General features: G+C 35.7%; 27 protein-coding genes and 1 tRNA gene. 12 read left to right on the forward strand and 16 right to left on the reverse strand.

All coding sequences use genetic code 11. The features are described from left to right. Positions 1 to 243 precede the first annotated feature (243 nt). The 10 genes from SYN6308_RS03160 to SYN6308_RS03205 all read right to left on the reverse strand — a co-directional run bounded on the left by SYN6308_RS03160 (position 244) and on the right by SYN6308_RS03205 (position 9,698). Positions 244 to 1,008, reverse strand: coding sequence for an MlaE family lipid ABC transporter permease subunit (locus SYN6308_RS03160; protein ID WP_017292982.1), 765 nt, complete (start codon positions 1,006 to 1,008; stop codon positions 244 to 246). A 110-nt stretch (positions 1,009 to 1,118) separates the two neighbouring features. Beyond that, on the reverse strand, positions 1,119 to 3,923 hold the full coding sequence (locus SYN6308_RS03165; protein ID WP_017292983.1) for a methyl-accepting chemotaxis protein: 2,805 nt from the start codon (positions 3,921 to 3,923) through the stop codon (positions 1,119 to 1,121). Next, the gene (locus SYN6308_RS03170) at positions 3,911 to 4,447 is read right to left on the reverse strand and encodes a chemotaxis protein CheW (protein WP_017292984.1); all 537 of its coding nucleotides are present in this window, start codon (positions 4,445 to 4,447) and stop codon (positions 3,911 to 3,913) included. Before SYN6308_RS03170 ends, SYN6308_RS03165 begins: the two co-directional genes overlap by 13 nt. A gap of 132 nt (positions 4,448 to 4,579) precedes the next feature. Continuing rightward, positions 4,580 to 4,945 (reverse strand): response regulator transcription factor, encoded by a 366-nt coding sequence (locus tag SYN6308_RS03175; protein WP_026101892.1) that lies wholly within the window; start codon positions 4,943 to 4,945, stop codon positions 4,580 to 4,582. Positions 4,946 to 5,085: 140 nt separating this feature from the next. Beyond that, the gene (gene hpnH / locus SYN6308_RS03180; protein ID WP_017292986.1) at positions 5,086 to 6,099 is read right to left on the reverse strand and encodes an adenosyl-hopene transferase HpnH; all 1,014 of its coding nucleotides are present in this window, start codon (positions 6,097 to 6,099) and stop codon (positions 5,086 to 5,088) included. A gap of 98 nt (positions 6,100 to 6,197) precedes the next feature. Continuing rightward, positions 6,198 to 6,749: a prepilin-type N-terminal cleavage/methylation domain-containing protein gene (locus SYN6308_RS03185; RefSeq protein ID WP_017292987.1), complete on the reverse strand. Its 552-nt coding sequence runs from the start codon at positions 6,747 to 6,749 to the stop codon at positions 6,198 to 6,200. After that, positions 6,730 to 7,278, reverse strand: a complete 549-nt coding sequence (locus tag SYN6308_RS03190; RefSeq protein ID WP_017292988.1) for a type IV pilus modification PilV family protein — start codon at positions 7,276 to 7,278, stop codon at positions 6,730 to 6,732. The genes SYN6308_RS03185 and SYN6308_RS03190 overlap by 20 nt, the downstream gene beginning before the upstream one ends. A 216-nt stretch (positions 7,279 to 7,494) precedes the next feature. Then, positions 7,495 to 8,481: a GntR family transcriptional regulator gene (locus SYN6308_RS03195; RefSeq protein WP_017292989.1), complete on the reverse strand. Its 987-nt coding sequence runs from the start codon at positions 8,479 to 8,481 to the stop codon at positions 7,495 to 7,497. A gap of 154 nt (positions 8,482 to 8,635) precedes the next feature. Further along, a complete protein-coding gene (locus tag SYN6308_RS03200; protein WP_017292990.1) occupies positions 8,636 to 9,070 on the reverse strand; it encodes a CAAD domain-containing protein in 435 nt (144 codons plus the stop codon). Positions 9,071 to 9,275: 205 nt separating this feature from the next. Next, positions 9,276 to 9,698: a gamma-glutamylcyclotransferase family protein gene (locus tag SYN6308_RS03205; protein WP_017292991.1), complete on the reverse strand. Its 423-nt coding sequence runs from the start codon at positions 9,696 to 9,698 to the stop codon at positions 9,276 to 9,278. A gap of 56 nt (positions 9,699 to 9,754) precedes the next feature. Here SYN6308_RS03205 and SYN6308_RS03210 point away from each other — a divergent pair. Together SYN6308_RS03210 and SYN6308_RS21655 are read left to right on the forward strand one after the other, a co-directional pair. Further along, positions 9,755 to 9,828 (forward strand) — tRNA-Val (locus SYN6308_RS03210). Between the two features lie 280 nt (positions 9,829 to 10,108). Further along, a complete protein-coding gene (locus SYN6308_RS21655) occupies positions 10,109 to 10,693 on the forward strand; it encodes an MFS transporter (RefSeq protein ID WP_017292992.1) in 585 nt (194 codons plus the stop codon). Between the two features lie 69 nt (positions 10,694 to 10,762). Here SYN6308_RS21655 and SYN6308_RS03220 read toward each other — a convergent pair whose 3' ends face one another. Next, a complete protein-coding gene (locus SYN6308_RS03220; protein WP_017292993.1) occupies positions 10,763 to 11,005 on the reverse strand; it encodes a hypothetical protein in 243 nt (80 codons plus the stop codon). A gap of 55 nt (positions 11,006 to 11,060) precedes the next feature. Between SYN6308_RS03220 and SYN6308_RS03225 the strand changes: the two genes are divergently transcribed. Continuing rightward, on the forward strand, positions 11,061 to 11,813 hold the full coding sequence (locus tag SYN6308_RS03225) for an MBL fold metallo-hydrolase (RefSeq protein WP_017292994.1): 753 nt from the start codon (positions 11,061 to 11,063) through the stop codon (positions 11,811 to 11,813). A 158-nt stretch (positions 11,814 to 11,971) separates the two neighbouring features. Here the strand turns inward: SYN6308_RS03225 and pheT are convergent, their stop codons facing one another. Then, positions 11,972 to 14,476: a phenylalanine--tRNA ligase subunit beta gene (pheT, locus tag SYN6308_RS03230; RefSeq protein WP_017292995.1), complete on the reverse strand. Its 2,505-nt coding sequence runs from the start codon at positions 14,474 to 14,476 to the stop codon at positions 11,972 to 11,974. Positions 14,477 to 14,916: 440 nt separating this feature from the next. Here pheT and carB point away from each other — a divergent pair, with 440 nt between their 5' ends. Together carB and SYN6308_RS03240 are read left to right on the forward strand one after the other, a co-directional pair. Beyond that, positions 14,917 to 18,165: a carbamoyl-phosphate synthase large subunit gene (gene carB, locus SYN6308_RS03235; protein ID WP_017292996.1), complete on the forward strand. Its 3,249-nt coding sequence runs from the start codon at positions 14,917 to 14,919 to the stop codon at positions 18,163 to 18,165. Positions 18,166 to 18,225: 60 nt separating this feature from the next. After that, positions 18,226 to 18,798 carry a Bsp6I family type II restriction endonuclease gene (locus tag SYN6308_RS03240; protein WP_017292997.1) on the forward strand — a complete coding sequence of 191 codons (573 nt, stop codon included), beginning with the start codon at positions 18,226 to 18,228 and terminating at the stop codon, positions 18,796 to 18,798. Here SYN6308_RS03240 and dcm (SYN6308_RS03245) read toward each other — a convergent pair. Continuing rightward, on the reverse strand, positions 18,790 to 19,845 hold the full coding sequence (gene dcm / locus SYN6308_RS03245; protein ID WP_202803875.1) for a DNA (cytosine-5-)-methyltransferase: 1,056 nt from the start codon (positions 19,843 to 19,845) through the stop codon (positions 18,790 to 18,792). The two genes, SYN6308_RS03240 and dcm (SYN6308_RS03245), sit on opposite strands and share 9 nt — an antisense overlap. Before the next feature lie 126 nt (positions 19,846 to 19,971). Here dcm (SYN6308_RS03245) and SYN6308_RS03250 point away from each other — a divergent pair, with 126 nt between their 5' ends. The 6 genes from SYN6308_RS03250 to SYN6308_RS21665 all read left to right on the forward strand — a co-directional run bounded on the left by SYN6308_RS03250 (position 19,972) and on the right by SYN6308_RS21665 (position 22,211). Beyond that, a complete protein-coding gene (locus SYN6308_RS03250) occupies positions 19,972 to 20,184 on the forward strand; it encodes a hypothetical protein (RefSeq protein ID WP_017292999.1) in 213 nt (70 codons plus the stop codon). A gap of 327 nt (positions 20,185 to 20,511) precedes the next feature. After that, the gene (locus tag SYN6308_RS23235; RefSeq protein ID WP_144051386.1) at positions 20,512 to 20,877 is read left to right on the forward strand and encodes a hypothetical protein; all 366 of its coding nucleotides are present in this window, start codon (positions 20,512 to 20,514) and stop codon (positions 20,875 to 20,877) included. Positions 20,878 to 20,953: 76 nt separating this feature from the next. Next, positions 20,954 to 21,304 (forward strand): PIN domain-containing protein, encoded by a 351-nt coding sequence (locus SYN6308_RS03265; RefSeq protein ID WP_017293002.1) that lies wholly within the window; start codon positions 20,954 to 20,956, stop codon positions 21,302 to 21,304. Positions 21,305 to 21,357: 53 nt separating this feature from the next. Beyond that, positions 21,358 to 21,579 (forward strand): hypothetical protein, encoded by a 222-nt coding sequence (locus SYN6308_RS03270; RefSeq protein ID WP_017293003.1) that lies wholly within the window; start codon positions 21,358 to 21,360, stop codon positions 21,577 to 21,579. Positions 21,580 to 21,763: 184 nt separating this feature from the next. Further along, the gene (locus tag SYN6308_RS03275; protein ID WP_017293004.1) at positions 21,764 to 22,024 is read left to right on the forward strand and encodes a hypothetical protein; all 261 of its coding nucleotides are present in this window, start codon (positions 21,764 to 21,766) and stop codon (positions 22,022 to 22,024) included. A gap of 4 nt (positions 22,025 to 22,028) precedes the next feature. Next, a complete protein-coding gene (locus SYN6308_RS21665; protein ID WP_306301627.1) occupies positions 22,029 to 22,211 on the forward strand; it encodes a type II toxin-antitoxin system RelE family toxin in 183 nt (60 codons plus the stop codon). 253 nt (positions 22,212 to 22,464) lie between these two features. Here SYN6308_RS21665 and SYN6308_RS03285 read toward each other — a convergent pair whose 3' ends face one another. Beyond that, entirely contained in the window at positions 22,465 to 22,737 is a 273-nt protein-coding gene (locus SYN6308_RS03285; RefSeq protein ID WP_017293006.1) for a CopG family antitoxin, read from the reverse strand. Then, the gene (locus tag SYN6308_RS03290) at positions 22,737 to 23,027 is read right to left on the reverse strand and encodes a BrnT family toxin (protein WP_237741252.1); all 291 of its coding nucleotides are present in this window, start codon (positions 23,025 to 23,027) and stop codon (positions 22,737 to 22,739) included. The genes SYN6308_RS03285 and SYN6308_RS03290 overlap by 1 nt, the downstream gene beginning before the upstream one ends. A 155-nt stretch (positions 23,028 to 23,182) precedes the next feature. On the opposite strand from SYN6308_RS03290, the gene dcm (SYN6308_RS03295) reads away from it, so the two are divergent. Next, a complete protein-coding gene (gene dcm, locus SYN6308_RS03295; RefSeq protein ID WP_017293008.1) occupies positions 23,183 to 24,190 on the forward strand; it encodes a DNA (cytosine-5-)-methyltransferase in 1,008 nt (335 codons plus the stop codon). A gap of 146 nt (positions 24,191 to 24,336) precedes the next feature. Here the strand turns inward: dcm (SYN6308_RS03295) and SYN6308_RS03305 are convergent, their stop codons facing one another. After that, positions 24,337 to 25,701, reverse strand: a complete 1,365-nt coding sequence (locus tag SYN6308_RS03305; RefSeq protein WP_026101893.1) for an NAD-dependent succinate-semialdehyde dehydrogenase — start codon at positions 25,699 to 25,701, stop codon at positions 24,337 to 24,339. Between the last annotated feature and the right edge of the window lie 149 nt (positions 25,702 to 25,850).

Genomic DNA, 25,850 nt, shown 5'->3' on the forward strand with positions numbered 1-25,850 from the left:
ACTTCTTACTCCTTACTCCTTACTTCTTACTCCTTACTCCTTACTCATTACTCCTTACTCATTACTCCTTACTCCTTACTCATTACTCATTACTCCTTACTCATTACTCCTTACTCCTTACTCATTACTCCTTACTCCTTACTCATTACTCATTACTTCTTACTCATTACTCCTTACTCCTTACTCCTTACTCATTACTCCTTACTCCTTACTCATTACTCATTACTTCTTACTCCTTACTCCTTACTCAATCACCGCGCTACCAGTACCTTGAAACATTAACCATGACAGGAAAAAATTAGTAACAAAAATAGAAATCAAAGAAATTACCACAGCTTCTGTGGTCGATCGACCTACACCTTTAGCTCCCCCAGTAGTCGTTAAACCCCAATTACAGCCGATGATGGCAATTAAAGCACCAAAAACCACAGACTTAATAATACAAACGAGAATATCCCACGTTCTCAAGAAATTTTTAACAGAATCAAGAAAAATCGAGCTAGAAATATCATAAATAGTATCAGAGATAACTAACCCCGCAGCCATACCTAGCACCAGAGAAAGAATACTTAAAACAGGTAACATCAAAGCACAAGCAATAACCCTAGGGGTGACTAAATAGTCAACAGGATCAGTTTTTAAGATATATAAAGCGTCAATTTGTTCTGTAACTTTCATCGTGCCAATTTCCGCAGCAAAAGCACTTCCTACCCTTCCAGCTAACACAACCGCCGTCAAAACTGGAGCTAATTCACGGGTTAAAGCTAAAGCTAAGACTCCCCCCACTGCCGTAGTTGCCCCAAAATAAACAAATTCCCTCGCTACTTGAATGGTAAATACCATACCCACAGAAGCAGAAGTAATTAGAGCAATAGGTAAAGAAGCAGGACCCACAAACGCCATTTGATCTAAACTATTATTACGATAAATTTTCCCTTGTAAAATATGTAATAAAATTTGTCCCGTTAAAAATAACCCTGATAGTAACCTTTCAAATACTTTATTCACTTTAGTTAGAAGACTGGGAGATAGGTGGACAGGTGGACAGGAAGACTAGAAGAAAATTACTTCTTAATTCTTAATTCTTAATTCTTAATTCTTAATTCTTAATTCTTAATTCATTTCCCTTCTACTTTAAAACGTTCTACGGAAGAAATGAGATCTTTTGCAATACCTACCAGATTTTGCAGTGAACCTGCAACCCGTTGAGATTCTTGGGAAGTGGCTTGAGCAGTTAATTCTACCGCTTGCATTACTTTTGCCACCCCTCTGGAATTTTCCCTCTGTTCATCGGTGTCGGCGGTGATCGATCGAACTAAAGCGTCAATACGGTTAGCTACTTGAATAATATCTTCTAGCGATCGTTTGGCTTGTTCCGATCGTTCTGTAACATCTCGTACCTGTTGGATACCTTCTTCCATCGCCGTCATTACCGAGCCTGTTTCCGTTTGAATTTTAAGAACGATTTGCTCAATTTCCTGCAAGGATGTCGCCGATCGATCGGCTAACTGTCGTACTTCATCCGCAACGATAGCAAAACCCCTTCCAGCTTCCCCTGCCCTTGCCGCTTGAATAGAAGCATTTAACGCCAAAAGGTTTGTACGAGATGAGATTTGAGAAATCACCGCCACAATAGTAGAAATTTGTTGAGAGGCTTCCGCTAATCGTTTAACCTTACGAGTAGTTTCCGATACCGTTTCTCTAATTTGTAAAATCCCTGCTACAGTTCGTTCTACCGCATCACCACCCTTCAGGGCTGTAACACTAGACGATCGAGCCACTTCTTCCGCTTCCCTAGCGTTCTCAGCTACCCTTTGAATGGAGTCCGTCATCATTTGCACCGAATTAAGAGTTACCGCCAACTCCTCCGCCATTCTTAGAGCGTCACTAGATTGATTTCGAGCAAACAGTTCACTATCTGTACTAGCTTTGTTTACTTGAACCGCCGCTTGTTTAACCTGTTTAACGATTTTGCGAAGGTTAGAAATAGTTAAGTTGAAAGCATCAGCAACCGCCCCTAATACGTCCGCCGTTACTTCCGCCTGTACCGTTAAATCTCCCCTAGCCGCCCCTTCCACGTCATCGAGGAGACGAATAACTTGACGCTGTAAATCTTCCCTTGCTCTTTCGGTTTCATCCGCCCGTTTTCTCGCTTCTGTGGTGGTAGTATTAATCATTTTTGCCATTTGGTTAAATCCTGCGGCTAAAGTACCAAATTCATCTTGAGAATAAACAGTGGCTTTAACTTCATAATCCCCTTGATATACCGACTCAAATTGATTTTGCAAATCGTTGGTATAACGTTTAATATGATTACTCATTAAATAACCTAGCCCTATCGTACTACCACCACTAGCTAAACCTGCCACTAAACTTAATAAAAATCGGTTAAAGAAAGGATAAGAAATCGTTTCAACTTTTTTGTCTTCTGGTTTTGGTGCAGGATTTTCTTTGTTTTCGGGAGTTAGTTTTGTCTCTGGTTTATTTAGAGAAATAGAACTGATAGAAAAACTAACTAAAAGCACCATGAAAAAAGTAACAACCCCCGTTACCCCACCATGAATTAATTGTTTGGTGAATAAAGGAAAATTGTAATATTTAGCAAAATTACCTTGAGGGATTTCTATTTCTGGAGTGAAGGAAGTAGAAGAAGAAGTGGATATATCCGACAGAGAAGAAGACACGCTTATTTCTTCGTCATCGTCTATATCTAAATTAATTTTATCCGTATCAAAACTAAAACTTCCCGTAATTTCATTGTCAAAATCATCATCAAAAACATTATCGTTATCATCTAAAATATTATTAAAAGACCTATCTTGTTTTTGTTCTTTGGTAAAAATACTCGATACGGGTAACTCATCCGCATCAATATCAGGAATATCATCTAATTCATCGGGGGCAAAAAAGAAGTTTTCTTCCCCATCAGGTACTAAAGGATCATCATCGTCTAATTCAGTGTTAGAAGTTCCATTGGTTGCCATAGCCGAAGTTAAAGGTTGTAATTCTGAACTATAGTCGCCAAAATCTTCATCAAAATCACCTAGTAATTCTGTACCCCCTAAAATGTCTGATCCTCCTGTTAACATTTTTTCTAAATCACTTAACTCAGGTTCATCGGAAGATACCACAAAAGTAGGTGCACCGGTATCTTGACCTCCATCACCGTTAGAATCTTCATCAGGATAATCATAATTAAAATCTGATTCATCGAGATTCATTGCCAGTAAATCATCGGAAAAACCTTCAAATGGTGAATCAGAGGATACTTGTTCGGGGGTATTTTCAGCAAAATTAGCAGCGGTATCTTCACTTTCTTCATCATCAAAAAAATCCTCAAAAGAATCTTTTTGGGGTGGTGGTGATTTTGGTTTGGGAGGGGGGGCGGAAAAATCCCTATTGGCGGGAGGGTTTTGTTGTAAAGTTGGATCTTCTATATCTTCTTCTTCTAATTCGTCCACATCCCAGTCTATGCTATCAAATTGAATACTACTTGTCCAATTATCGCCTTCTTCATCATCGTCTATTTCTTCAATGTCATCCCCAAACATGGGGGATTCCACTTCTGAGGGATAAAAATTTTGTTCTTCTTCTATCTGTGCTAATCCCTGATTAGCTAAACTAACTAATTCTTGGTGATCTGTTAAATTGAGTACTTGTTTATAGGTTAATCTGGCAGTATCGTACTCCTGCTGACGCAAATATATGTGACCTTTCAACAACAAAACGCTAGGGTCTTCTGGATAGTCTCTCGTAATACTGTCCGCAATTTCGATCGCTGACTCTAAATCACCTTCGAGATAAGCTGTTTGAGCTTGTCCATATCTTTGTTGATAGTCAGTTTCTGATACCATAGTGGCTTCTCCGTTGATTGCTAAATTCTTGATGTTATCTTGGTGATTAATGTCATTTATGCTACCCAACGAGCCGATCGAAGAATAGCAATTTGGTCTAAAAGTCTTACATAGTCATTTTTTTCATCGATCCATTCTCCCTGAATATAGGGGGCGATATGATCGGGAATATTTTGGGGTATCTGTATTGTATCTAGGTCTAACCATTGCATCGCACCTAATTTATCTACGGCTAACCCCAAAATTGTTTCTTGATCTTCAATGGCAATGACGGGGATGTCCGATCGATCGGTATTCAACATATTAGGATAACCCAAAAACTGTCCTAAGTCAGCTACCCAGATTATCTCTCCCCGTAGATTAATTGTGCCTAGTAGTAGGGGAGAAGCGTTAGGTATTGGGGTAATACGCTCTGGCTCTTGTTGCATTACTTCCCGAATGCCAATGGCAGGAAGGGCAAATTCATCTCCTGACGACAGCACGAAGCGAAGATGAGGTTCGCCTTCGGGGGCTTCTACTGCTTCTACTGATTGTTCTAACCCTAAAGTAATTTGGCTCGGAGGGGAGTCTGAATACTTTTGATTTTCAGCCATATTTTTCTATCTAGTTAATGATTTATTCATTTTTTCACCTATCATCAATCAAAACTTAAAAATACTAATTTTTCAATACTTATCCTCAAAATCTCGATCGAGCCATTAATCTTTCATGATGATATTTTAACTTTATCCTTTCAATAATTGTTTAATGGTAGCAATGAGTTCTTTGGGTTGAAACGGTTTTGCAATATAAGCATCTGCTCCTTGCTTCATCCCCCAATATCGATCGAAATCTTCCCCTTTCGAGGAACAAATCAATACGGGTAAATGTTTCGTTTTGGGATCAGATTTGATATTACGACAAACCTCATAACCATTCATTTTAGGCATAACTATATCTAAAACCACGATGTCTGGACTAATAGTGGGCAACATTGCTAAGGCTTCCACCCCATCGGTGGCTATTTCTACCTTTAACCCTTGTTTGATTAATAGTTCACTCATCATTTTTCTTGTCGTTGTACTATCTTCGACAAGGAACACTGTACTCATAATTATTAAATATACGGATATTTTATTGTAATTGTACCTTTAATAGTGAATAGTTGAGAATTGATAATTAATAGTTAATCGTTAAATTTCTTTTACTTTTCCTCTTTTTTCTATTCACTGATGCTTATGCACAAGTTTTATTAACGAAAAAGACTGGTGATAGCTCTCCCCGTATTTTCTATTTTAAGGGCATCCATAGCTGCTGTTGGTTCATAACCACAATGTACCATACAATCAACACATTTGGGATTACCGCTTTTTTGTCCGTATTTTTCCCATTCCGTTTTATTCAACAATTCTTGATAGCTTTGATAATAGCCTTCATTCAATAAATAACAGGGTTTTTGCCATCCTAAAACGCTATAACTAGGGCTTCCCCAAGGGGTACAATCATAATCTTTTTCTCCCATTAAAAAGTCTAAAAACAGGGGATTATGGTTAAAATTCCAGTTTTTGACTCCTTTTTTCCAAGGTTCGAGGATTTGTCGGAATAAGGCTTTTGTTTGCTCTCTTTTGAGGAAGTGTTCTTGATCGGGCGCCCATTCGTAGCTGTAGCCGGGGGAAATCATTACCCCATCGGTATTAAGACTTTCGAGGAAGTCGAGAAATTCTTGTATTTCTTGAGGATCAGTACCTTCAAATACTGTTGTATTAGTACTAACTCTAAATCCTTTGGCTTTAGCAGTTTTTATGGCTTTGACGGCGGTATCAAAGACTCCTGTACGATCGACACATCGATCGTGAGTTTCTTTCAATCCGTCAAGGTGTACACTAAAGGTTAAGTAAGGAGAAGGCTCGAATAAGTGTAGTTTTTCCTCTAATAAAATTCCGTTAGTACAAAGATATACATATTTAGCTCGATCGACTAAACCCTTGACAATTTCGCCGATTTGAGGGTGTAAAAGAGGTTCTCCCCCCGGAATAGACACAACGGGGGCGCCACATTCATCCACTGCTTTAAAGCAATCTTCGGGGGATAAATATTGTTTAAGAATTTCGAGGGGATGTTGAATTTTTCCACAACCCGGACACGCTAAGTTACAGCGAAATAAAGGCTCAAGCATCAAGACTAGGGGAAATTTTTTTCTGCCTAGTAATTTTTGCCTTAATATATATGTACCAACGGCCATTGCTTGTTGTAATTGAACTGCCATAATTTCTCCTCACATTGAGATTATTAATAAATAATAACTGAAAACTAAGGTAATGTGAGAAATTCGGAAATGGGCAATAGAGAATATTTTAGATTGTTTTATGGTACATAACGTTTATTTTCTAGGTTTTCACAGTTAGAAGGGGCAGAAAGATTATAAATTCCAGTACGAATCATGCCCGTAGAGGAGATAACGATACATTTACCCGTTTCTGGCATTGCTTTCCCAGCAAATGTTTTTCTGCTAATTTGTAATGTTTGTCCGTTGCCAGTAGTGCCTCGATAACTAAAATTAATGGTTTGAGGTAATGTTCCCGCAGTAGAAGTAATATGGACAATACTAGAATTAATGGTAATATTTTCTAAAAGGCAACCTGATTGATTACTTGTAATTTCTGTGATAGAAATATTAATCGGACAACTTGAACTCAAGCGGTTAGCGTTAAGTTGTGCTTCTACTAATGTCGATCGAATTTGGGAAAAAGTACGGTTGACAGTTCCTTGTCTTTGAGAGCCGATTAGATTAGGTACTGCCATGGCACTTAAAATACCGACAATGACAGAGATGATCACTATTTCAAATAAAGTAAATCCTTTCTGTTTATTTTTTTTGCTGAATAAATTGAGTAAATTAACAACTAAGAGCGACATGGGGAAGTTCCTCCGTGGATAATTTTGTTACGGTATTATCTGCTGTCGTTCCTTTATATCTAGGATGATTATGATCGTATTTGATAATATGGTTTATCTGTAAAATATTATCGCTTTGAAGATAAAGTCTCTCGACTCTATATTCTTTACCATTAATTAATACATCATCTTGTTCAGGGAAAAAGCCTGATGAAATCAATTTTTCTTCTAATTTTTCCCCATAATTTCCACAATTATCTTGATCCGATACTAATGTAAATGCTTTATATCTCATTAACTCCACATCTTGTTGTGTCCAGTTGATTGCGTCTTGTTTATCTTGGGCTTGTATCCTTAAAAGAGTGGCTAAAACTGTTGCTTGTAATGAGCCTAATAAAAAGCCACTAATGACTAAAATTGTTACTAATACCTCAAGGAGAGAGAATCCTTGTTCTTTGTGTTTTACTAAGAGAGAAAATGATTCTTGAGGATGATTTGAGGTGATTCGATTCTCTAATAAACGATCGATTAAAATAAACTTCAATAACATTTTATTTTATAATCCCTGTCAAGTTTAAAATACTGTATTATTTATAATAAACTTACATCTTATTTTTTGAATCATTTATTGAATTTTGTTACAAATACATAACATATTTTGACATAATTAGTACCTCAATTCACCTCAGTTCGATATAAGAAAAGTAGTGAAAACGAGACAGGTGGACAAGTGAACAAGTCGAATGGTGGAAAAATGCCTAATATTCTATGATTCCGTGCCTAATTCTCTTTTTAACAGTTCGATCGATTTTTCCCCAATATAGCTATTGCTACAGATAATCTCAGGAGGACGAATCAAGTCGTATTGTACTTCCTTGAGAGTTTGTTTCACCATTAAATAACTATGAGGATCACAAATAATAGTATAAGCACAGCGTACCAAATTTCTCAACCTTTGGTGATTATTTCCCTGTGCCGTCATCACGGTAATATCATTACCCCTTAAACTATGGGCTAAAATTTCCGCTACCCTCAAAATACCTGCACTTAAACTGACAATGCCCAAATAAGAATCTTGGGGTAACTTTTTGATAATTTGTAACTCTTGTTTATAATCATAAATATCAATGGGAATAACCCTCGTAAATTCGGGATTGACTAACTCTAAAACTTGATGAATAAAGTAACGACTGGTGACAATAGTAACGGAATTATTTTTATCTAAAACTAAATTTAGTTCTTCCATTGGCACTAATTGTATGGGTATCAGCAAGGCTTTTTCCAACTCCAAGAGCATCAATTTTCCTGTACTCAAATCTGAAAGGGGTACAGTCACTAAAAGTAAGGCACTGCATCGCAAACGCCAGTCTATTTCTTCTAAAAATAATTGTTTAATCTGTTCTAAATTACAGTCTTGTTGTAAAAGATTGTCGATCGAATCACTGATAATTTTTTCGGCATCGGGGTAGGATTTTAGTAAAGAAGAAGGAGATTTGAGAGTAATATCTTTCTTTTGATGCTTAACATATATACCAGAACCGGGGATGGATTCCACCAAGCCTTTTTCTTCTAACTGTTTATAAACCTTGCTAATGGTATTGCGGTGTAAGCCAGTCAAGATAGCTAGTTGTCGGGTACTAGGTAAACGATGTCCGGGTGGGTATTGACGGGATGCGATCGCAAACTGAAGTTGATCCATTAACTGTTGAGAAGGGGAAATTTTGCCCTGAGGTTCGATACGAAAGTAAAACATTTTTTATCTTCTCCATTCTTTAAAATTAATAAAAATTGTTTCAATCCCCTATAGCACCATTATCTATTACCTCTCGTTTCCTAAGCAATCTCCAGCAACCTTGATTTTGTGAAAAATGGGTAATTCCTAACACCTAACACCTAACACCCAACACCTAGCTTTGAGTTTTTCCGCCTAAAACTTGTTTTTTCAAACTATCAAATTCAGAAAATAACTCTTGACGAGTGGAAGCCTTTAGTAGATAACGGGTAACAAACCAAGCTGTATATCCTAAGCCCACCAACTCCAAAATAGAAGATAATAAAGGGATATTATCGATGGCATCTAAAACAGATAAAGTGACATAAACGGTAATAGTAGCAGTAATGATTAAACCAAAAGTAGTTAAAGGTTGTTTATAATCAGAGAAAAAGTTACCTAAAGCATCGGGTAATTTTGCTAAATAGTCCACCACAACATTTACCCATTCTTGCCATTCACCATCACCAGAAGTTGGAGTGGTGGCTTTGGTGATGACACCAGCAACGTCATCATTGAAAGGGGTGTTATCTTGAGTTTGAGTTTCTTGTTCGTAGCTTTGGGATTCCATAGAAATTTATCTCCTAATGTTAATTTTTAGATAGTTTTGTATTTGTCAGAATCATTATTTAATTTAGCGACTTTTTGCAGAATTTACATGAGACAATCACATTTTTTAATTCTGCATACTGAATATTAGACTATTTTTCTGAGAAATTGACTATATTATTTTAATGGATAACTCCCAATTCTCAATAATTCTCAATGGGACTTTTTCAATTCTCAACAACGTTTTCCCATTGTCCAGAGGGCAAATAAACACCTTTTAAAAGATTTACCTTCTTTTGTGTCATAAAATAAGTCCACACCTCATCTATGGCTTGATTAGCCTCATTATAGACGATTATTTTAGTTCGATCGTATTCATTTAAAGGAGAATGGGGGATTCCCGAATAACCCTCCAATTTATCGAGATTATCTAAGTCTTTTAAAGAAGCAAAAGTCAGTAAATAACCGTAAACTCGATGATTAGTTCGATCGTCAAGTGTTTCTTGAATCATAGCAGGATAACCTAAGGATAAACCATACAAACGTCCGATCGTCCAACATTTGACCTCTTGAAGGGTTTTTCCTTTACAATAAATTTGATAGTATTTACCGTCTGGTTTTAACGTACCATAAACAAAAACTTTGAACATACAGCCAATCTAACCTTGCATTATTTTTTGATTAAAGATATAATAATTCATGATTAGGACGTATAGCTCAGTTGGTTAGAGTACATCGTTGACATCGATGGGGTCCCCCGTTCGAGTCGGGGTACGTCCACCTTCTAAAATCCTTACTCTCTCTACATTTTAGGGTATTCTTTTTTTCGTTTTTGTTTGTTCAAATATTTTTTGGACAAAAAATATATCCTAATTGATTTTTTTATCTTCAATTCTTTGATCGAATTATATAATCTTCTGAAAATTACACCTGAAACCTGCAACCTGAAACCTGCAACCTGCCCTTATCAAACATTCTTGCACCGAACTGAGGTAATAATAACCTTTCTTTTACTTTTAAAGAAGCCTTAAAACGCTCTCAATGGTGGTTATTATGGGGGATGTTATTTTTAAATGTTACTGCTAATTTAGGCTTTATTTCTCAACTATCAACTATTGCTAAAAATTTATATCCAGTTATGGCTAATCTTACGCCTCAAGAAGCGACTCAAGCAAGGGATACTGCAGGGGCTTTTGTAGTGGCGATCGCATCAATTTTTAATGGATTAGGGCGCTTATTTTGGGCATGGTTATCCGATGGTATTGGTAGAAAGTTAGTATTTTCTATCATGTTTTTAAGTCAAGCCGTACTGTATCTGATTATTCCTCACATCAGTAACTACTACGTTTTTATGATCATTGCTTCTTATTTATTAGGATGTTTAGGGGGAGGATTTGCCACTATGCCTGCATTTACGGCGGATACTTTTGGTTCTGCACATATTGGGCGCATTTATGGCACAATGTTAATTGCGTGGGGTAGTGCTGGAGTAGTAGGTCCTTTGATTTTTACATGGATTCAAGAAACCACTGGTAGTTATAATCTAGCTTTATATGTAGCAATGGCGTTATTATTTATCGGATTCATCTTAACAAGGATGTATAAACGCCCCTCTTTACCTAAGTATCACATGAGTTCGACATAAGTATAGACTTCTCCGAAAAAAATTTATTTGTAGTAAGGGTTTTAACCCTTATTATCTCATTAGAGAAGTTTATTTAGAATAATCAGCGATCGAGCTAATATAAAGAAGATGTAGGGCTAAAAAACCGCCCCAAATATAGCTAAATTGATTTGCCCATAACCATTCGGGATGATTAAAAATATGAAAAAACCAGACTCCAGAATTACAAGCAAGGAATAAAGCGACATGAACAGCAAAATTCATTCGATCGTCTAGTTTACGATATTCTGGGTCATTTTGTCGATCGGGTTGACGAGGCCAACGTGGAGGCATAGGTATAAAAAAGATAAACTATAAATTATTATCATATTTTACAATACTTTTCATTATGCAATTAACTTGGTTAGACAGCAATTCTTGGTTAATAGAAATAGCAGGATTAAGAATTTTACTTGATCCTTGGTTAGTAGGCTCTTTGACATTTGGTAACTCACCTTGGTTATTTGAGGGGAAAAAAAAGACGGCTCGATCGATGCCAGAGTCCATCGACATGATACTATTATCCCAAGGTTTAGAAGATCATGCTCACCCTCCCACTCTGAAGGTACTCGATCGTAATTTACCAGTAATCGCTTCAGAAAATGCCACTAAGGTTTGTCAAGGTTTTGGTTATACAGATATTCACCCTTTAAAACACAACGAAACTTATATTTTTCAAGACAAAATAGCCATAGAGGCTGTACCCGGTTCATTAGTTGGCGTTAATTTAGTGGAAAATGGTTATATAATTAGAGACCTTCATAGTGAAGATTCGATCTATTATGAGCCTCATGGTTTTCATAGTGCTAATTTGCAACGTCAAAAAGCCGTAAAAGCGATCATCACACCCCTAACAAATATCGTAATACCTTTTGTCGGTTATGTGATTAAAGGGCAGGAAGATGCGGTGGAGGTGTGTCGTTGGTTAAAACCGCAATATATTTTCTCCACAGCAGGAGGAGGAGATTTAGAGTTTAATGGTTTTTTGACGAAAATGTTAAAAGAAGAAGGCTCGATCGATCGTTTTCGTGATTTACTAACTAAAGAAAATATTAATACCAGTGCGATCGAACTGCAACCTTGGAATACAATTAATTTATAAATAGGGTTTGCTCATGGGAATCAGAAAATTATTAAAATCAAGGGTTTAGACATAATACATTAACCAAAACGTTATGTTAGATTAACTCAAAAAAAAGTTTTATGTCATAAAGTCTTTCTGACATAAAACTGTAGGGTGGGCAATGCCCACCAAATCGATTAACTGCGTAAAGTTACGGCAAATTGTTTAGTTAAAGATTGTCTGATTTTATCGTGAATAGGATCAACATCAGTATCTTTGAGGGTATGCTCGATCGAACGGTAAACTAAATTAAAAGCTAAACTGCGTTTTCCCGTCTCTACATTTTCCCCTTTATATTCATCAAATAACTTGACATCCACAAGGGTTTTACCTCCTGCTTTACGGATAGCGTTAGTAATTTCTGCAACGGTGAGATTAACATCGGCAAAGAAAGCTAAATCTCGATCGACGGAGGGATAGGTAGAATAAGGTTTAAAAGTAGGTATTTTTAGGTATTTTTGGTCTAAATAGGCGATTAATGGCTCTAATTGGATTTCAAAGACATAAACGCTATCAGGGAAATCTTTTTCTTGACGCAGTTGAGGGTGAAGTTGTCCAAAAACGCCGATTTTAGTCTTATTTAACCATAAACTGGCAGTTCTACCCGGATGTAGTCTATTATCTTCACTATAAGCCTGATAGGTAATAGGTGCGTTTAAATCTTTAAATAGACTCTCTAAAATACCCTTTGCTTGATACCAAGTCATGGGTTGGGGTTTACCGCTAGTTGTCCAGATACCATCGGTATATAAATTACCGCCTATAATGCCACCTAGAGCGTCAGCTTCCCTCATATTTCCATCTTCGAGCCAAAAAACTCGTCCAATTTCAAAGCCCTTGAGATAGCCGTTTCCTTGGGCGTGGTTGAATTCAAAGGCATTGATTAAACCGTCAATCAAGTTACTGCGAAGGGCGGAATATTCCGAAAAGAGGGGATTAGCGATTTTAACGGAGGCTTTTTCGGGGGAGACGAGGGAATACTGCACTAATTCCGTTAAACCTAAACCTTGTAAACAACGGCGGATGTGACGTTGAATTTGATAGGAAGAGGGAATATAGCCGACTTGGGATTGAGCAGGTAAAGTATCAGTAAAATGATCATAACCGTATAAACGAGCAACTTCTTCGATTAAGTCGATTTCCCTCTCTAAATCACGATAGCGGTAGGAAGGCACAGTCACAAGCCATGTAAGAGGAGATTCCGTCTTAACTGCCAACTTACAGCCCAAATCTTCCAAAATTCTGACAACATCATCAGGAGATATATCTTGTAAACCTTCCCCCTCCTTTGAGGGAGAGATTACCTTACCTAAAACTTGATGAACTCGATCGAGCCTCAATTCGATAGAATTAGTAAGAGTATCAGGGCGATTATCAGCCATAGCTTGGGCGACAACTTCCCCTCCAGCCAACTCAAGGATAAGAGAAACAGCACGATTTAAGGCTTTTTCCAACTCCACTTGATTAACTCCTCTTTCGTAACGGGTAGAGGCTTCCGTGCGAATACCTTGACTTTTAGCACTTCGGCGAATGGGTACAGGCTCAAATAAGGCAGTTTCGAGTAAAATATGTTGGGTGTTATTGTCAACTTCGCTGTCTTCTCCTCCCATGACACCAGCTAAGGCAACGGGATGATTATTAGCGGTAATGAGGAGATTTTGAGGGTTAAGGGTGCGTTTTTGCCCGTCTAGGGTGGTTAGGGTTTCGGTTTCCTTGGCGAATCTCACCCCAATAGTCAATTCTTCAGCGTTGGTAAGATTATATAACTTAGTTCGATCGAAAGCGTGTAAAGGTTGCCCCCATTCTAAGAGGATATAGTTAGTTATGTCCACAACGTTGTTAATGGGGCGCACTCCTGCGGATTCTAAACGCCGTTGCAACCAGACAGGGGAAGGGGCAATTTTAACATTTTCAATGATTGTACCAATATAAGCGCTACTAGCAGAACTTTCTTCGATCGAAACCCCCCTTAATCCCCCTTTAGTAATAGGGGAAATGGTGTCAACATCTGTCAATCCTCTGGGAGACTCCCCTCCTAGATAGGAGGGGTTGGGGGTGGTTTCAATGGGGGGGAGGTGTAATTCTCCACCCGTTAAAGCAGATACTTCTCTGGCAACTCCTACCATACTTAAAGCATCGGCACGGTTAGCGGTGGCGGTGATGTCTAAAATTACGTCATCTAAGCCTAAAATGGGGCGAATATCTTGCCCTACTTGCAAATCGCCCTCTAAGATTTTAATTCCTTCGCTTTCCTTCGCCAAGCCCAATTCTGCTAATGAGCATATCATGCCCTTACTTTCCACTCCCCTTAATTTGGTGGGTTTGAGTTTTAAGTCAATTTTGGGTAAATAACTCCCCAAGGTGGCAACGGGTACAAATATATCTTTTCTGACGTTGGGCGCACCGCAAACGATTTGAGACGGGGTTTCGTCGCCAATATCGACTTTACATACACTTAGTTTATCAGCGTTGGGATGTCGATCGCACTCTACCACCCTACCAACTACGACACCATCTGCCCATTTTCTTTTGTCTTCCATATCTTCCACTTCAAAACCTGCAATTGTCAAGGTTTTTGCTAATTCTTCAGGAGTGATAGTGATGTCAACTAATTCTTTTAACCAATTAAATGAGATACGCATTTTAAAATATCAAGTTACTATAAATAAGCTAACCTTCTATTATCAATGAATTTCGATCGAGAGTAAACAACGGATAACTTGAAATTAATCTGATGATATAATGATTCTTAAATAGTTTTCGTTCAATAAATTGAACTGATAAAATGCAATTTTAGCTCGACTTTGAAACAGCCCTGCCCTTAACAAAGGGGGAATTATAAAAAAGATTGGTAAATTCTTTTTTGAAAATCGCCTTAGTTGATTTTTCGTGATTTAACCTAATACTCCAACTCCCCGATAGTAACCGTGTCAACAAAACTAGATAAATAGATGCAGAATTTATTTGCTGATTAGATTACAATGATCTCGATCGACTATAAAAAAAAGTATTGAAAGATACTCCCTAAAGGGATAAATTAAAGGACGATCGAGGTACATTAACGAGTTAAAGTAATAAATCTATGCCACGTCGTGAAGATATAAACAAAATTCTCATTTTAGGTTCAGGACCGATTATCATAGGACAAGCCTGTGAATTTGACTATTCTGGTACACAAGCCTGTAAAGCGCTACGGGAAGAAGGCTATCAAGTGGTTTTAGTCAATTCTAACCCTGCTACCATTATGACTGATCCTGAGACCGCAGAGCGCACCTATATCGAACCCATCACCCCCGAAATTGTCGAGAAAATCATCGCTAAAGAACGTCCTGACGCTCTTCTTCCTACGATGGGAGGACAAACAGCTTTAAATACTGCCGTTGCCTTAGCCGAATCGGGCGCATTGAATAAATACGGGGTAGAGTTGATTGGTGCGAAGTTACCTGCTATCAAGATGGCAGAAGACAGGGAATTGTTTAAGGAAGCTATGGCGAGAATTGGTGTTCCTGTGTGTCCTTCTGGTATTGCTTGTAATTGGGAAGAAGCTAAAGCCGTAGCGGAAGAAATTGGTTCGTATCCTTTAATTATACGTCCTGCTTTCACTATGGGGGGTACAGGAGGAGGTATTGCCTATAACCAAGAGGAATACGAGGAAATGGCGAAATTCGGTATTGATGCCTCGCCCATGTCACAAATTCTGGTGGAAAAATCCCTCATCGGTTGGAAAGAGTACGAGTTAGAAGTAATGCGAGATATGGCGGATAATGTAGTTATTGTCTGTTCGATCGAGAACATTGATCCTATGGGAGTACATACTGGGGATTCTATCACCGTCGCCCCTGCACAAACTTTAACGGATAAAGAATATCAACGGTTAAGAGACTACTCTAAGGCAATTATTCGAGAAATTGGGGTAGAAACAGGAGGCTCAAATATTCAGTTTTCCGTTAACCCCGTCAATGGTGATGTTATCGTAATTGAAATGAATCCTCGTGTATCTCGATCGAGCGCTTTAGCCTCGAAAGCCACTGGTTTCCCCATTGCCAAATTTGCCGCCAAGTTAGCCGTGGGTTACAGTCTCGATGAGATTTCTAACGATATTACCAAGAAAACCCCTGCCTCTTTTGAGCCAACCATCGACTATGTTGTAACTAAAATACCACGTTTTGCCTTTGAGAAGTTCCCCGGTTCATCTCCTGTTTTAACTACTCAAATGAAGTCTGTTGGGGAAGCAATGGCCATCGGACGTACTTTTGCCGAATCCTTCCAAAAAGCCTTAAGATCACTGGAAACTGGTCGTTTTGGCTTTGGTTGTGACAAAAATGAGACTTTACCCACCTTATCTCAAATTAGCTCCCATTTACGCACCCCCACCCCCGAAAGAATTTTTAGCGTCTATCATGCTTTAAGATTAGGGATGACGGTAGAACAAATTTTCGAGTTAACAGCGATCGATCCTTGGTTTTTGCGTAAAATGCAGGAAATTGTCGAAATCGAGAAATATATGAGACGTAAGGCATTAAAAGAAATTACCGCGCCCGAAATGCGTTTCATTAAACAACACGGTTTTAGCGATCGCCAAATCGCCTTCGCCACCAAAACCACAGAAGATGAAGTGAGAAATTTCCGTAAATCTTTAGGTATTTTACCCATTTATAAACTGGTGGATACTTGCGCCGCCGAATTTGAAGCCTTCACGCCTTATTATTACTCCACCTACGAAGCAGGAGAAAATGAAAGCATCCCGACGGATAAACGCAAAGTAATGATTTTGGGCGGTGGTCCTAATCGTATCGGTCAAGGTATAGAATTTGATTACTGCTGTTGTCATGCCTCTTTCTCTCTCCAAGACGCAGGTTTTGAAATCATCATGGTTAACTCTAACCCTGAAACCGTCTCTACTGACTACGATACCAGCGATCGACTTTATTTTGAACCATTAACGAAGGAAGACGTTTTAAACATCATCGAAGCGGAAAATCCAGAAGGCGTTATCATTCAATTTGGAGGACAAACTCCCCTCAAATTAGCTGTACCTTTGAAAGACTACCTCGCTAATCCCACTACTACCGTCACCACCAAGATTTGGGGTACTTCTCCCGATTCGATCGACACGGCAGAAGACAGAGAGAAATTTGAGGCAATTTTAAATGAATTGAACATTAAACAACCCCCCAACGGCATTGCTAGAAGTTTTCAGGAATCGAAAATCATTTCTAACAAAATCGGTTATCCTGTGGTAGTGCGTCCTTCCTATGTATTGGGAGGACGGGGAATGCGCATTGTTTATAATGATGCAGAATTAGAACAATATATGCGCTACGCTGTGGACATTGAGCCTGATCATCCCATTTTAATCGATAAATTCCTCCAAAATGCGATCGAAGTCGATATTGATGCGCTGTGCGATGCAACAGGTAAAGTTGTCATTGGTGGTATCATGGAACACATCGAGGAAGCAGGTGTCCACTCTGGAGACTCCGCTTGTTCAATCCCTTATATTACCCTTTCTGAAGCCACCGTCAACACTTTGCGCACTTGGACAGAAAAACTAGCAAAATCCTTAAACGTCATTGGTTTAATGAATATTCAATACGCAGTACAAGGGGAAACTTGTTACATCCTCGAAGCCAACCCAAGGGCTTCCCGTACTGTACCTTTTGTGTCGAAAGCCATAGGACGACCTTTAGCGAAAATTGCTTCCCTCGTGATGTCAGGGAAAACCCTTGAAGAATTAGGGGTGACAGAGGAAATTATCCCTAACCATATCTCCGTCAAAGAGGCTGTATTGCCTTTCAATAAGTTTGTGGGTACAGATACCTTACTAGGTCCTGAAATGCGTAGCACAGGGGAGGTAATGGGCATAGATAGCGATTTTGGTAAGGCATTCGCTAAAGCTGAAATTGGTGCGGGTGTATTCGTCCAGACTTCGGGAACGGTATTTATTTCTATGAACGATCGAGATAAGAATACGATCGTACCTGTAGCGAAAGACTTAGTAGAACTAGGTTTTAACATTGTAGCTACAGAAGGAACGAAAAAAGTACTTGTGGAAAATGGTGTAAAAAATGTTGAATTAGTGTTGAAACTCCATGAAGGTCGCCCTCATGTCGTGGATGCGATTAAAAATAAACAAATTCAGTTTATTATCAACACTCCTAACAGTGATGAAGAAACCCAAACTGATGGTCGTACCATTCGTCGATCGGCTTTAGACTACAAACTACCGATTATTACCACGATCGCAGGAGCTAAAGCAACAGTAGAAGCAATTCGATCGCTCCAGTCTGAACCGTTACAGGTTAAGGCTTTACAGGATTATTTTGTGTAATCTTATTCTCCCCTCTATAATATGAGGGGATTGTTATATTTATTTAAACGTATGTACTTTATGGAGAAAATTCAGTCAAATATTATTTTACCTGAAGGTTCTTTTCTCGCAGATTTGGATATTTTTACGAGTGAAGATAAATCTTATTTAATGAAAATATATGAATTATGGCTAAGTCTTTCCAAAATGCTAAATAAAATGGGTGCAAGAAGCGTTAACTTGCCGGAAGGCTTATCAGAAGGTGCTTTTTGTCTTGCTATGAATGTAGGTAGATTGAGAAAAATTTATAGCTCTAGTAATCAGAAAATTAATACTTCTTTTGATTGTTATGATCTTACTAAAAACAAAAGAATACAGGTAAAAGCCTGTAGTATATTACCTGATTTAACAACTTTTGGACCAAAATCTCAATGGGATGAATTATATTTTTTAGATTTTTATAAAAATGGTCAATATTTAGGAGATTTTGATATTTATTTAATTCCTAATGAATTAATCTATAATCATCCTGTTAATAAAAATGAAACATTTATTGATCATCAAAAACAAGGACGAAGACCTCGATTTAGTATTTATAAAGATTTAATTTTAAAACATAATATAAAACCTGTTAAATCTTATTCTTTAACTTAAAGCATACTTGATGTTTAAAGCTATTCTTTTAATAACTGGTACAACAACAGAATTACCAATTTGTTTATAACAATGGGATTTTGCCATGTGATTAGGGAATTTAAACTGAAATGGGTCAAAACCTTGAAGCCCTAAACATTCTTGAATAGTCAATTTTCTATATTGATTATCAACTTTTACTAAAGGAACATTATGTCCACCAGTACCCATATTTGCTGTTAAAGTTGGGCATAATTGATTTTTATTTTCTCTGACATATACTCTTCTCCATTGATAGATAGTATCTTCTCTAATCATTGTTTTTTCTAATTCTGGATAATATTTATGAGATGATTCATAATAATAAGATTTATCTACCGTTGACCTGTCAATTATATCTGTAATTTTTCTAGTTAAAGAAATTGGTTTTGGTATTTTAAATTTATTTGACACAGTATTGCTCATGCAATTAGATGAATTATCATTAAAATCTTGATTTAGTGAACCAACTATATGTCCTTCATTTCTAAAACCAACAATATAAATTCTTTCTCTAGTTTGAGGAACATTACCATAATCTTTTGAGTTAAGGATAAAAGGAATAAATGAATAATTCAAACCTTTTGTAATAGTATCTTTGATAATTTCTAATGTTTTACCGTTATCATGTCCTGCTAAATTTTTAACATTTTCTAGTAAATAAGCCTTCGGCTGTATTTCTTCTATAAATCTTGCTGTTTCAAAAAATAAATTACCTCTACCCTGTGAATCATTAAAACCTTGGCGATAACCAGCAACCGAAAAGGCTTGACAGGGAAATCCTGATGTTATGACATCCACATATCCCCAATCTTTAGGATTTTTAACATTATGAATATCTTGTTCGTATAGTTGATGAGAATAATTATATCGGTATGTTTCACAGGCTTTTTGATCATATTCATTTGCCCATTTTATTTTATAACCTGCTTGAATAAATCCAGTACAAATTCCACCTATTCCCGCAAATAAACTTCCTACTGTAAATAATTGTGCTTCTTGATACTGTTGTTTATTATTTTTCATCATATTTAACCGCCTTTGAATAGTTATTTATTTTATATAATATCCTTTTAAAACGATATTGTCAACAACACTATATTTTAGTTATCCATTTAAAAGGCTATAATGAACAAAAAAAGATCATAAATTGAAATGCCACGAAAAAAACAAGATATATTAGCAGACGGCTTTAAAACTCGTTATAAAGCAATCGGGATGGAAAATGAAAAAATGGGGAAAAAAGTGTTTGGCTTAGTCTTTCCACAAAAATATCAAGATATTCTCGAAAATATGGACAGAAATGAAAGAATAAAGTTTATGAGAGAAGCTATTATTAATGCAATAGATAATTTTAAAAAACTATGAAAATTAATAGAAATATTGAAAATGATCAAGTAATAGTTAAAGAAGTTTTTGACATTTTAAAAGATAAGTTAGAAACCGATACATTAATTCGTTTACGGTTGATAGTCTCTATGAAAAAATTAAAAACTATGAAGAAGAAAATAAAATAAATTCGATTATATAATTAAAAGTAATGTAAAATTGTATATTGACAAATTCGCTTTAGCAAAATTTAATTAATTAAAGTTTAATGAGATTTTAGGAAAAGTTCTATCGATGAAAGGGGTGCAGTTCGATCGAGTTATAGATTATAATAAAATTTACTCAATTTATTGGATAATAAAATCAATGGCAATCAAAGAATTAATTTTAGAAGAAATTGAACAGATACCAGAAACAAAACTAACAGAAATCCTCAACTTTATTCGGACTTTCAAACAACAACTAAAAACAGAGGAAATACAAACAAAACCAATTTGGGAAATAGCAGACGAAATTATTAAAGATATTCCTGAATCTGCTTTTGAAAAGTTACCTAAAGACGGTGCAGAAAATCATGATATTTTCAAATATTTACAAATAAAAAATAATAAACTTAATGTATCTTCAACTCCTACCATTGAAGAAATGTTAAATGAATTAGCTAAAATACAGCAAGAAAATCCTATGTATTTAGAGTCAATAGAAAGAGTCGATCGAGTTAATGATATATGAGCAGATAAATGATAGAATTTTTAGTAGATACTAATGTTATTATTGAATTTTTAAACCTTTACCAAATCAGTCCGTAATGGAATGGTTATCATCTCAAAATATTATTGGAATTAGCGTGATTTCGGTAGAGGAAATATATTATGGATTAAATTATAAAAATGCTCAAAAACAATTAAATTGGTTTCGTAATTTTCTTGATTATCGATGTCAAATTTTTGTGATTACCCCTCAAATTGCACAAAGATGCGGAGAATTAAGAGCAAAATTGCGTCAACAAGGTATAACTAGAACTCAAGCTGATTTATTGATTGCTTCTACTGCTTATGAATATCAACTTTCGATCGTCACTCGTAATACTAAGGATTTTACTAATTGTGACATAAATATTTTTAATCCTTTTTTAGAACAAAATCCAGAAATTGAATGAGAAAATAATTGGTGAATATAAAATAAAAATTGATTTTGTTGAGTTATTAAGCTATGAAAACTAATATAAATAGAAAAAATGATCAAGCAATAATTAAAGAGGTTTTTGACATTTTAAAAGATAAGTTAGAAACAGATAAAATAATTCGCTTTTGGACAATTTGTAATTTGAATCCTCAAGATTATTGTGATTTAAAAGATCAACTTTTTCAAGATGAAACGGTAGATAGTCTTTATGAAAAAATCAAAAACTATGAGAAAGAAAATAAATCTTAATAAAGTTACTTTAATCTATTTCCATATTAGCTTTATCATCATGGAAGGCGGTTGATGATACAGAAAATATGATCATATTTTATTGTAGGCTCGATCGAGCAGCGCCACTTTCAGTGATCGAGCAAAAGGAAAGTTCGATCGAATATAATGTTCAGTTAAGATAAAATTTTAATCAGTGTTTTTTATGAACATATCTCATCAGCAAGAATTTTCTATAGAATATGCGCGTGAAAATTTTAATAAAGTTATTGAAAGCGCACAAAAAGAAGCAGTAACTTTAGTACGAAATGAGGAAAAATTTTTCTTAATTAATGAGAATATTTTAGAATCTTGGTTAGAAACTTTTGAAATCTTAAAAAACAAAGAAATTTTAGAAGATATTAAGATAGCTAGAGAAGAATATAAGAGAGGAGAAACTTTAACAATGGATGATATTTTTAGTTAGAAAAATGGTTTATCAGATTAGATTTTCTCAAAAAGCGAGTAAAGATATTACTAAATTATCCCCTCAACAAAAAGAAAAACTAAAAATAATTTTACAAGAAATATTATCTATCAATCCCTATATAGGAAAACCATTAAAAGGTAATTTAAAAGGTTTATACTCTTATCGTTTAAATATCAAAGATTGAATTTTATATGAAATTATCCCCGATGATGAAACAATCTTAATTATTAGGGCAAAAAGTCATTATGGAGACTAATTTTTTTATCAAAAAATAATTTATTGCAAAGCAGTTTATAAGGCAATTCTATTAATTAATTAAAGTTTGATGAGATTTTATGGTAGGTTCGATCGAGGAAAGGGGGCAGTTCGATCGAACTCTTGAAGTAATATTGAAATTAAATGACAAAATAATTTGTGAACAATAAATTCTAAACTTTTTAATCTTGGGATTCTACTAATCTACCCGTAACAAATTTATGTAAAATACTAGAAATTAATGTTTGATAAGGTATTCCTTCTTCGATCGCCCTTGTTTGAATTGCCTCTAAATCAAGAGAAGATAGTCGTAACGTAATTTTTTTATCTTTTGCCAGAGTTGCCTTAGCGTAACTTTGTATTTGTTGAAGACGTGTTGCATCTCCTACTGATTGCCATTCTTCATTTTCAAAGGAGTCTAATAAGTCTTTTTCCTCTTGGTTTAATTTATTCATCAATCTTTACCTAAATATTCTTTTGTTGCTTTTCGAGAAGGGATAATTGTTTTTAAAAAAATTTCTGTTTCTGTTTCCACATAAGGAATTAGAAAGCAATAATTTTGTATTTTGACAACCATTAGCCTTTGATTGGGATATTTTTCCTGATTGGGATGGATATAATCATCTAAAATATTACCTCGATCGATATTTGCCAAAACCGCTTCAAATGAGATTCCTCTCTCTTTTATTAATATCTTATTTTTATCTTGATTCCATTTTATCACTTTCATAAGTTTATTGTACATTGATTGTCTGTACAATGACATTTTTTAAGGTGAAAAACTCGATCGAGCAAGAGGAAGGATCGATCGACTTTTATGAGTTAATTCTATAATATTCTTATGTGGGCATTGCCCACCCTACGTTATATTTTTTATATCACACATATTAATTAAGAACATTGGACACAATAGATATAAAAACTAGCATTGATTTATTTGCAGGAATAGGTGGTTTTAGAATTGCCTTAGAAAATAATGGTTTTAATTGCATTTATTCCAATGATTATAACAAGTATAGTTGTCAGACATATTCCGCTAATTTTGGAGAAATATATTGCGGTGATTTAAAAGATATTGTAGCTTCAAATATCCCTAATTTTGATTTATTATGTGGTGGTTTTCCTTGTCAACCATTTTCGATCGCAGGTGTTAGCAAAAAGAAATCTTTAGGAAAAAAACACGGATTTGAAGATGAAAAACAAGGTAATTTATTTTTTAAAATTTTAAGAATAATAGACTTTCATCAACCTAAAATTATCTTCTTAGAAAATGTAAAAAATTTAAAAAGCCATGATAAAGGTAACACTTGGCAAGTAATAAAAAATGAATTGTTAATTAGAAATTATGAGATTTTTTCAGAAATAGTTGATGGTAAATATTACGTTCCTCAACATAGAGAGAGAATATTTATCGTTTGTTTTAATAAAAATATATTTCCTAATATTAATTTTGAATTTCCTAGTTTACCAATAAAAAGACTTTATGAATTAAAAGATATTTTGGAAAAAAATGTTGATGATAAATATACATTATCCGATAAATTATGGAATTATTTACAACAACATAAAAAAAATAGTCAAGCAAAGGGTAACGGTTTTGGTTTTGGAATTATCAATATGGAATCAGAATATACGAGAACATTAAGTGCAAGATATTATAAAGATGGTTCGGAAATATTAGTTGAGCAAATTAATAAAAATCCTCGCAGATTAACCCCTCGTGAATGTGCAAAATTGCTGGGTTTTCCCGATGATTTTATTATTCCAGTATCTGATGCTCAAGCCTACCGACAATTTGGAAATTCGGTTATTGTGCCTGTTGTTGATGCAATTCTTAAACAAATTAAAATTACCGTAGAAAAATATAATTTAGGTCAATCCCGACAAAAACAATTATCCTTATTTTAACAAGATAAAAGATGAATATTTTAAATAAAGTGGAATGTTTAAATTTTTTGATGTTGCTTTTATTGGTAAACCTTTAAATGCTGAGTTTATCAAAAATTTATCTGATTTACCTCATTTTGTTAATGAAAATCTTTAATAACCACTAATTATTTTTGCCACACGGTTTTAATATTTAAAAATTCGTGCATTCCTTCTATGCTTAATTCTCTACCATAACCTGAAGATTTTGTACCGCCAAAGGGTAAACGAGGATCAGATTTGACTAAACTATTAATAAATAATGCACCCACTTCTATATCTCTGACGGCAATTTTGATATTTTCCTCGTTATTTGTCCAAATAGAAGCACCTAACCCGAATATGGTACTATTAGCTAGTTCGATCGAACTGTGTAAATCTTTTACTCTAAATAATAGGGCAACAGGTCCAAAAAATTCTTCTGTCATGGCTGGAGAGTTAACGGGAATATCCGTCAAAATGGTAGGAGGATAAAAGTTTCCTTTCCCTTCCACACTTTTGCCACCAATTAACACTTTTGCCCCCATTTCGACACTTTTGTTAACTTGGTTAGTAATATCCCTTAAAATGGCAGGGGTTGCCAGAGGTCCTAAATCCGTGTTAGGGTTAAAAGGATCACCCATGACGATTTTTTGATATTTTTCGACTAATAACTGTTCAAATTTAGGTGCGATCGAATCTTGTAGAATAAATCTTTTAGCGGCGATACAAGTTTGACCATTATTCAACATTCTAGCAGTAACTGCTACCTCTACGGCTTCCTCAATATTAGCATCCTCCAACACAATAAAAGGATCACTCCCCCCTAACTCTAACACAGATTTTTTCAATTCCTGTCCTGCGATAGAAGCGACACTTTTTCCTGCTAATTCACTACCTGTGAGGGTGACGGCTTTAACTCGACTATCCCTTAACACTCCTTCCACTTGAGGAGACTCGATGAGTAAACTTTGAAAAACTCCTTCAGGAAAACCAGCGGATAACAACACTGATTCGATGGCTAAAGCGCATTGAGGCACATTAGAAGCGTGTTTGAGTAAGCCCACATTACCTGCCATTAAAGTAGGGCAAAGAAAGCGAAACACTTGCCAAAAGGGAAAATTCCAAGGCATCACCGCCAAAATAGCGCCTAAAGGTTGATAAGTGACAAAACTCTTACTAGCATCAGTTTCAATGTATTTAGGAGTCAAAAATTGTTCGGCATTTTCGGCATAAAAACGACACACTAAGGCACATTTACTAATTTCAGCGAAGGCTTGTTTAATGGGTTTTCCCATTTCCAAAGTCATTAACTTGGCGTATTCTTCTTGATTTGCCAGTAAAATTTCCCCTGCCTTGAGTAGTCTTTCTCCTCGAAATTCTAAAGAGGTAAGACGATAATCTTTAAACGCAGACACCGCTAAATCTAGTTTTTCGTTTATTTGCGCAGTGGTTGAAGGAGTAAAGGTTTTGATAATTTCTTGATTATAGGGATTAATAGTTTCGATCGTCATGGCTTTTTTTGTTTTACTATAGGTTAAGGTCAAATTGAAAATATTTATTTTTTGTCTTGTTTATTATTGACGTGGATAATTTAAGGATATATTAAAATTAGTAAATTCTTCCCATAGTAAAAAAATAACAAAACTAATTTTGTCTGAAA

It is taken from the genome of Geminocystis herdmanii PCC 6308 (assembly GCF_000332235.1).
In the GTDB taxonomy this organism is placed as follows: Bacteria; Cyanobacteriota; Cyanobacteriia; order Cyanobacteriales; family Cyanobacteriaceae; genus Geminocystis; species Geminocystis herdmanii.

What these genes read in the sequence shown, in the direction of transcription:
- SYN6308_RS03170 (WP_017292984.1), bottom strand. Translation starts at nt 4,447, where the DNA reads ATGGCTGAAAATCAAAAGTATTCAGACTCCCCTCCGAGCCAAATTACT.
- SYN6308_RS03175 (WP_026101892.1), bottom strand. Translation starts at nt 4,945, where the DNA reads ATGAGTACAGTGTTCCTTGTCGAAGATAGTACAACGACAAGAAAAATG.
- hpnH (WP_017292986.1), bottom strand. Translation starts at nt 6,099, where the DNA reads ATGGCAGTTCAATTACAACAAGCAATGGCCGTTGGTACATATATATTA.
- SYN6308_RS03185 (WP_017292987.1), bottom strand. Translation starts at nt 6,749, where the DNA reads ATGTCGCTCTTAGTTGTTAATTTACTCAATTTATTCAGCAAAAAAAAT.
- SYN6308_RS03190 (WP_017292988.1), bottom strand. Translation starts at nt 7,278, where the DNA reads ATGTTATTGAAGTTTATTTTAATCGATCGTTTATTAGAGAATCGAATC.
- SYN6308_RS03195 (WP_017292989.1), bottom strand. Translation starts at nt 8,481, where the DNA reads ATGTTTTACTTTCGTATCGAACCTCAGGGCAAAATTTCCCCTTCTCAA.
- SYN6308_RS03200 (WP_017292990.1), bottom strand. Translation starts at nt 9,070, where the DNA reads ATGGAATCCCAAAGCTACGAACAAGAAACTCAAACTCAAGATAACACC.
- SYN6308_RS03205 (WP_017292991.1), bottom strand. Translation starts at nt 9,698, where the DNA reads ATGTTCAAAGTTTTTGTTTATGGTACGTTAAAACCAGACGGTAAATAC.
- SYN6308_RS21655 (WP_017292992.1), top strand. Translation starts at nt 10,109, where the DNA reads ATGTTATTTTTAAATGTTACTGCTAATTTAGGCTTTATTTCTCAACTA.
- SYN6308_RS03220 (WP_017292993.1), bottom strand. Translation starts at nt 11,005, where the DNA reads ATGCCTCCACGTTGGCCTCGTCAACCCGATCGACAAAATGACCCAGAA.
- SYN6308_RS03225 (WP_017292994.1), top strand. Translation starts at nt 11,061, where the DNA reads ATGCAATTAACTTGGTTAGACAGCAATTCTTGGTTAATAGAAATAGCA.
- pheT (WP_017292995.1), bottom strand. Translation starts at nt 14,476, where the DNA reads ATGCGTATCTCATTTAATTGGTTAAAAGAATTAGTTGACATCACTATC.
- carB (WP_017292996.1), top strand. Translation starts at nt 14,917, where the DNA reads ATGCCACGTCGTGAAGATATAAACAAAATTCTCATTTTAGGTTCAGGA.
- SYN6308_RS03240 (WP_017292997.1), top strand. Translation starts at nt 18,226, where the DNA reads ATGGAGAAAATTCAGTCAAATATTATTTTACCTGAAGGTTCTTTTCTC.
- dcm (WP_202803875.1), bottom strand. Translation starts at nt 19,845, where the DNA reads ATGATGAAAAATAATAAACAACAGTATCAAGAAGCACAATTATTTACA.
- SYN6308_RS03250 (WP_017292999.1), top strand. Translation starts at nt 19,972, where the DNA reads ATGCCACGAAAAAAACAAGATATATTAGCAGACGGCTTTAAAACTCGT.
- SYN6308_RS23235 (WP_144051386.1), top strand. Translation starts at nt 20,512, where the DNA reads ATGGCAATCAAAGAATTAATTTTAGAAGAAATTGAACAGATACCAGAA.
- SYN6308_RS03265 (WP_017293002.1), top strand. Translation starts at nt 20,954, where the DNA reads ATGGAATGGTTATCATCTCAAAATATTATTGGAATTAGCGTGATTTCG.
- SYN6308_RS03270 (WP_017293003.1), top strand. Translation starts at nt 21,358, where the DNA reads ATGAAAACTAATATAAATAGAAAAAATGATCAAGCAATAATTAAAGAG.
- SYN6308_RS03275 (WP_017293004.1), top strand. Translation starts at nt 21,764, where the DNA reads ATGAACATATCTCATCAGCAAGAATTTTCTATAGAATATGCGCGTGAA.
- SYN6308_RS21665 (WP_306301627.1), top strand. Translation starts at nt 22,029, where the DNA reads ATGGTTTATCAGATTAGATTTTCTCAAAAAGCGAGTAAAGATATTACT.
- SYN6308_RS03285 (WP_017293006.1), bottom strand. Translation starts at nt 22,737, where the DNA reads ATGAATAAATTAAACCAAGAGGAAAAAGACTTATTAGACTCCTTTGAA.
- SYN6308_RS03290 (WP_237741252.1), bottom strand. Translation starts at nt 23,027, where the DNA reads ATGTACAATAAACTTATGAAAGTGATAAAATGGAATCAAGATAAAAAT.
- SYN6308_RS03305 (WP_026101893.1), bottom strand. Translation starts at nt 25,701, where the DNA reads ATGACGATCGAAACTATTAATCCCTATAATCAAGAAATTATCAAAACC.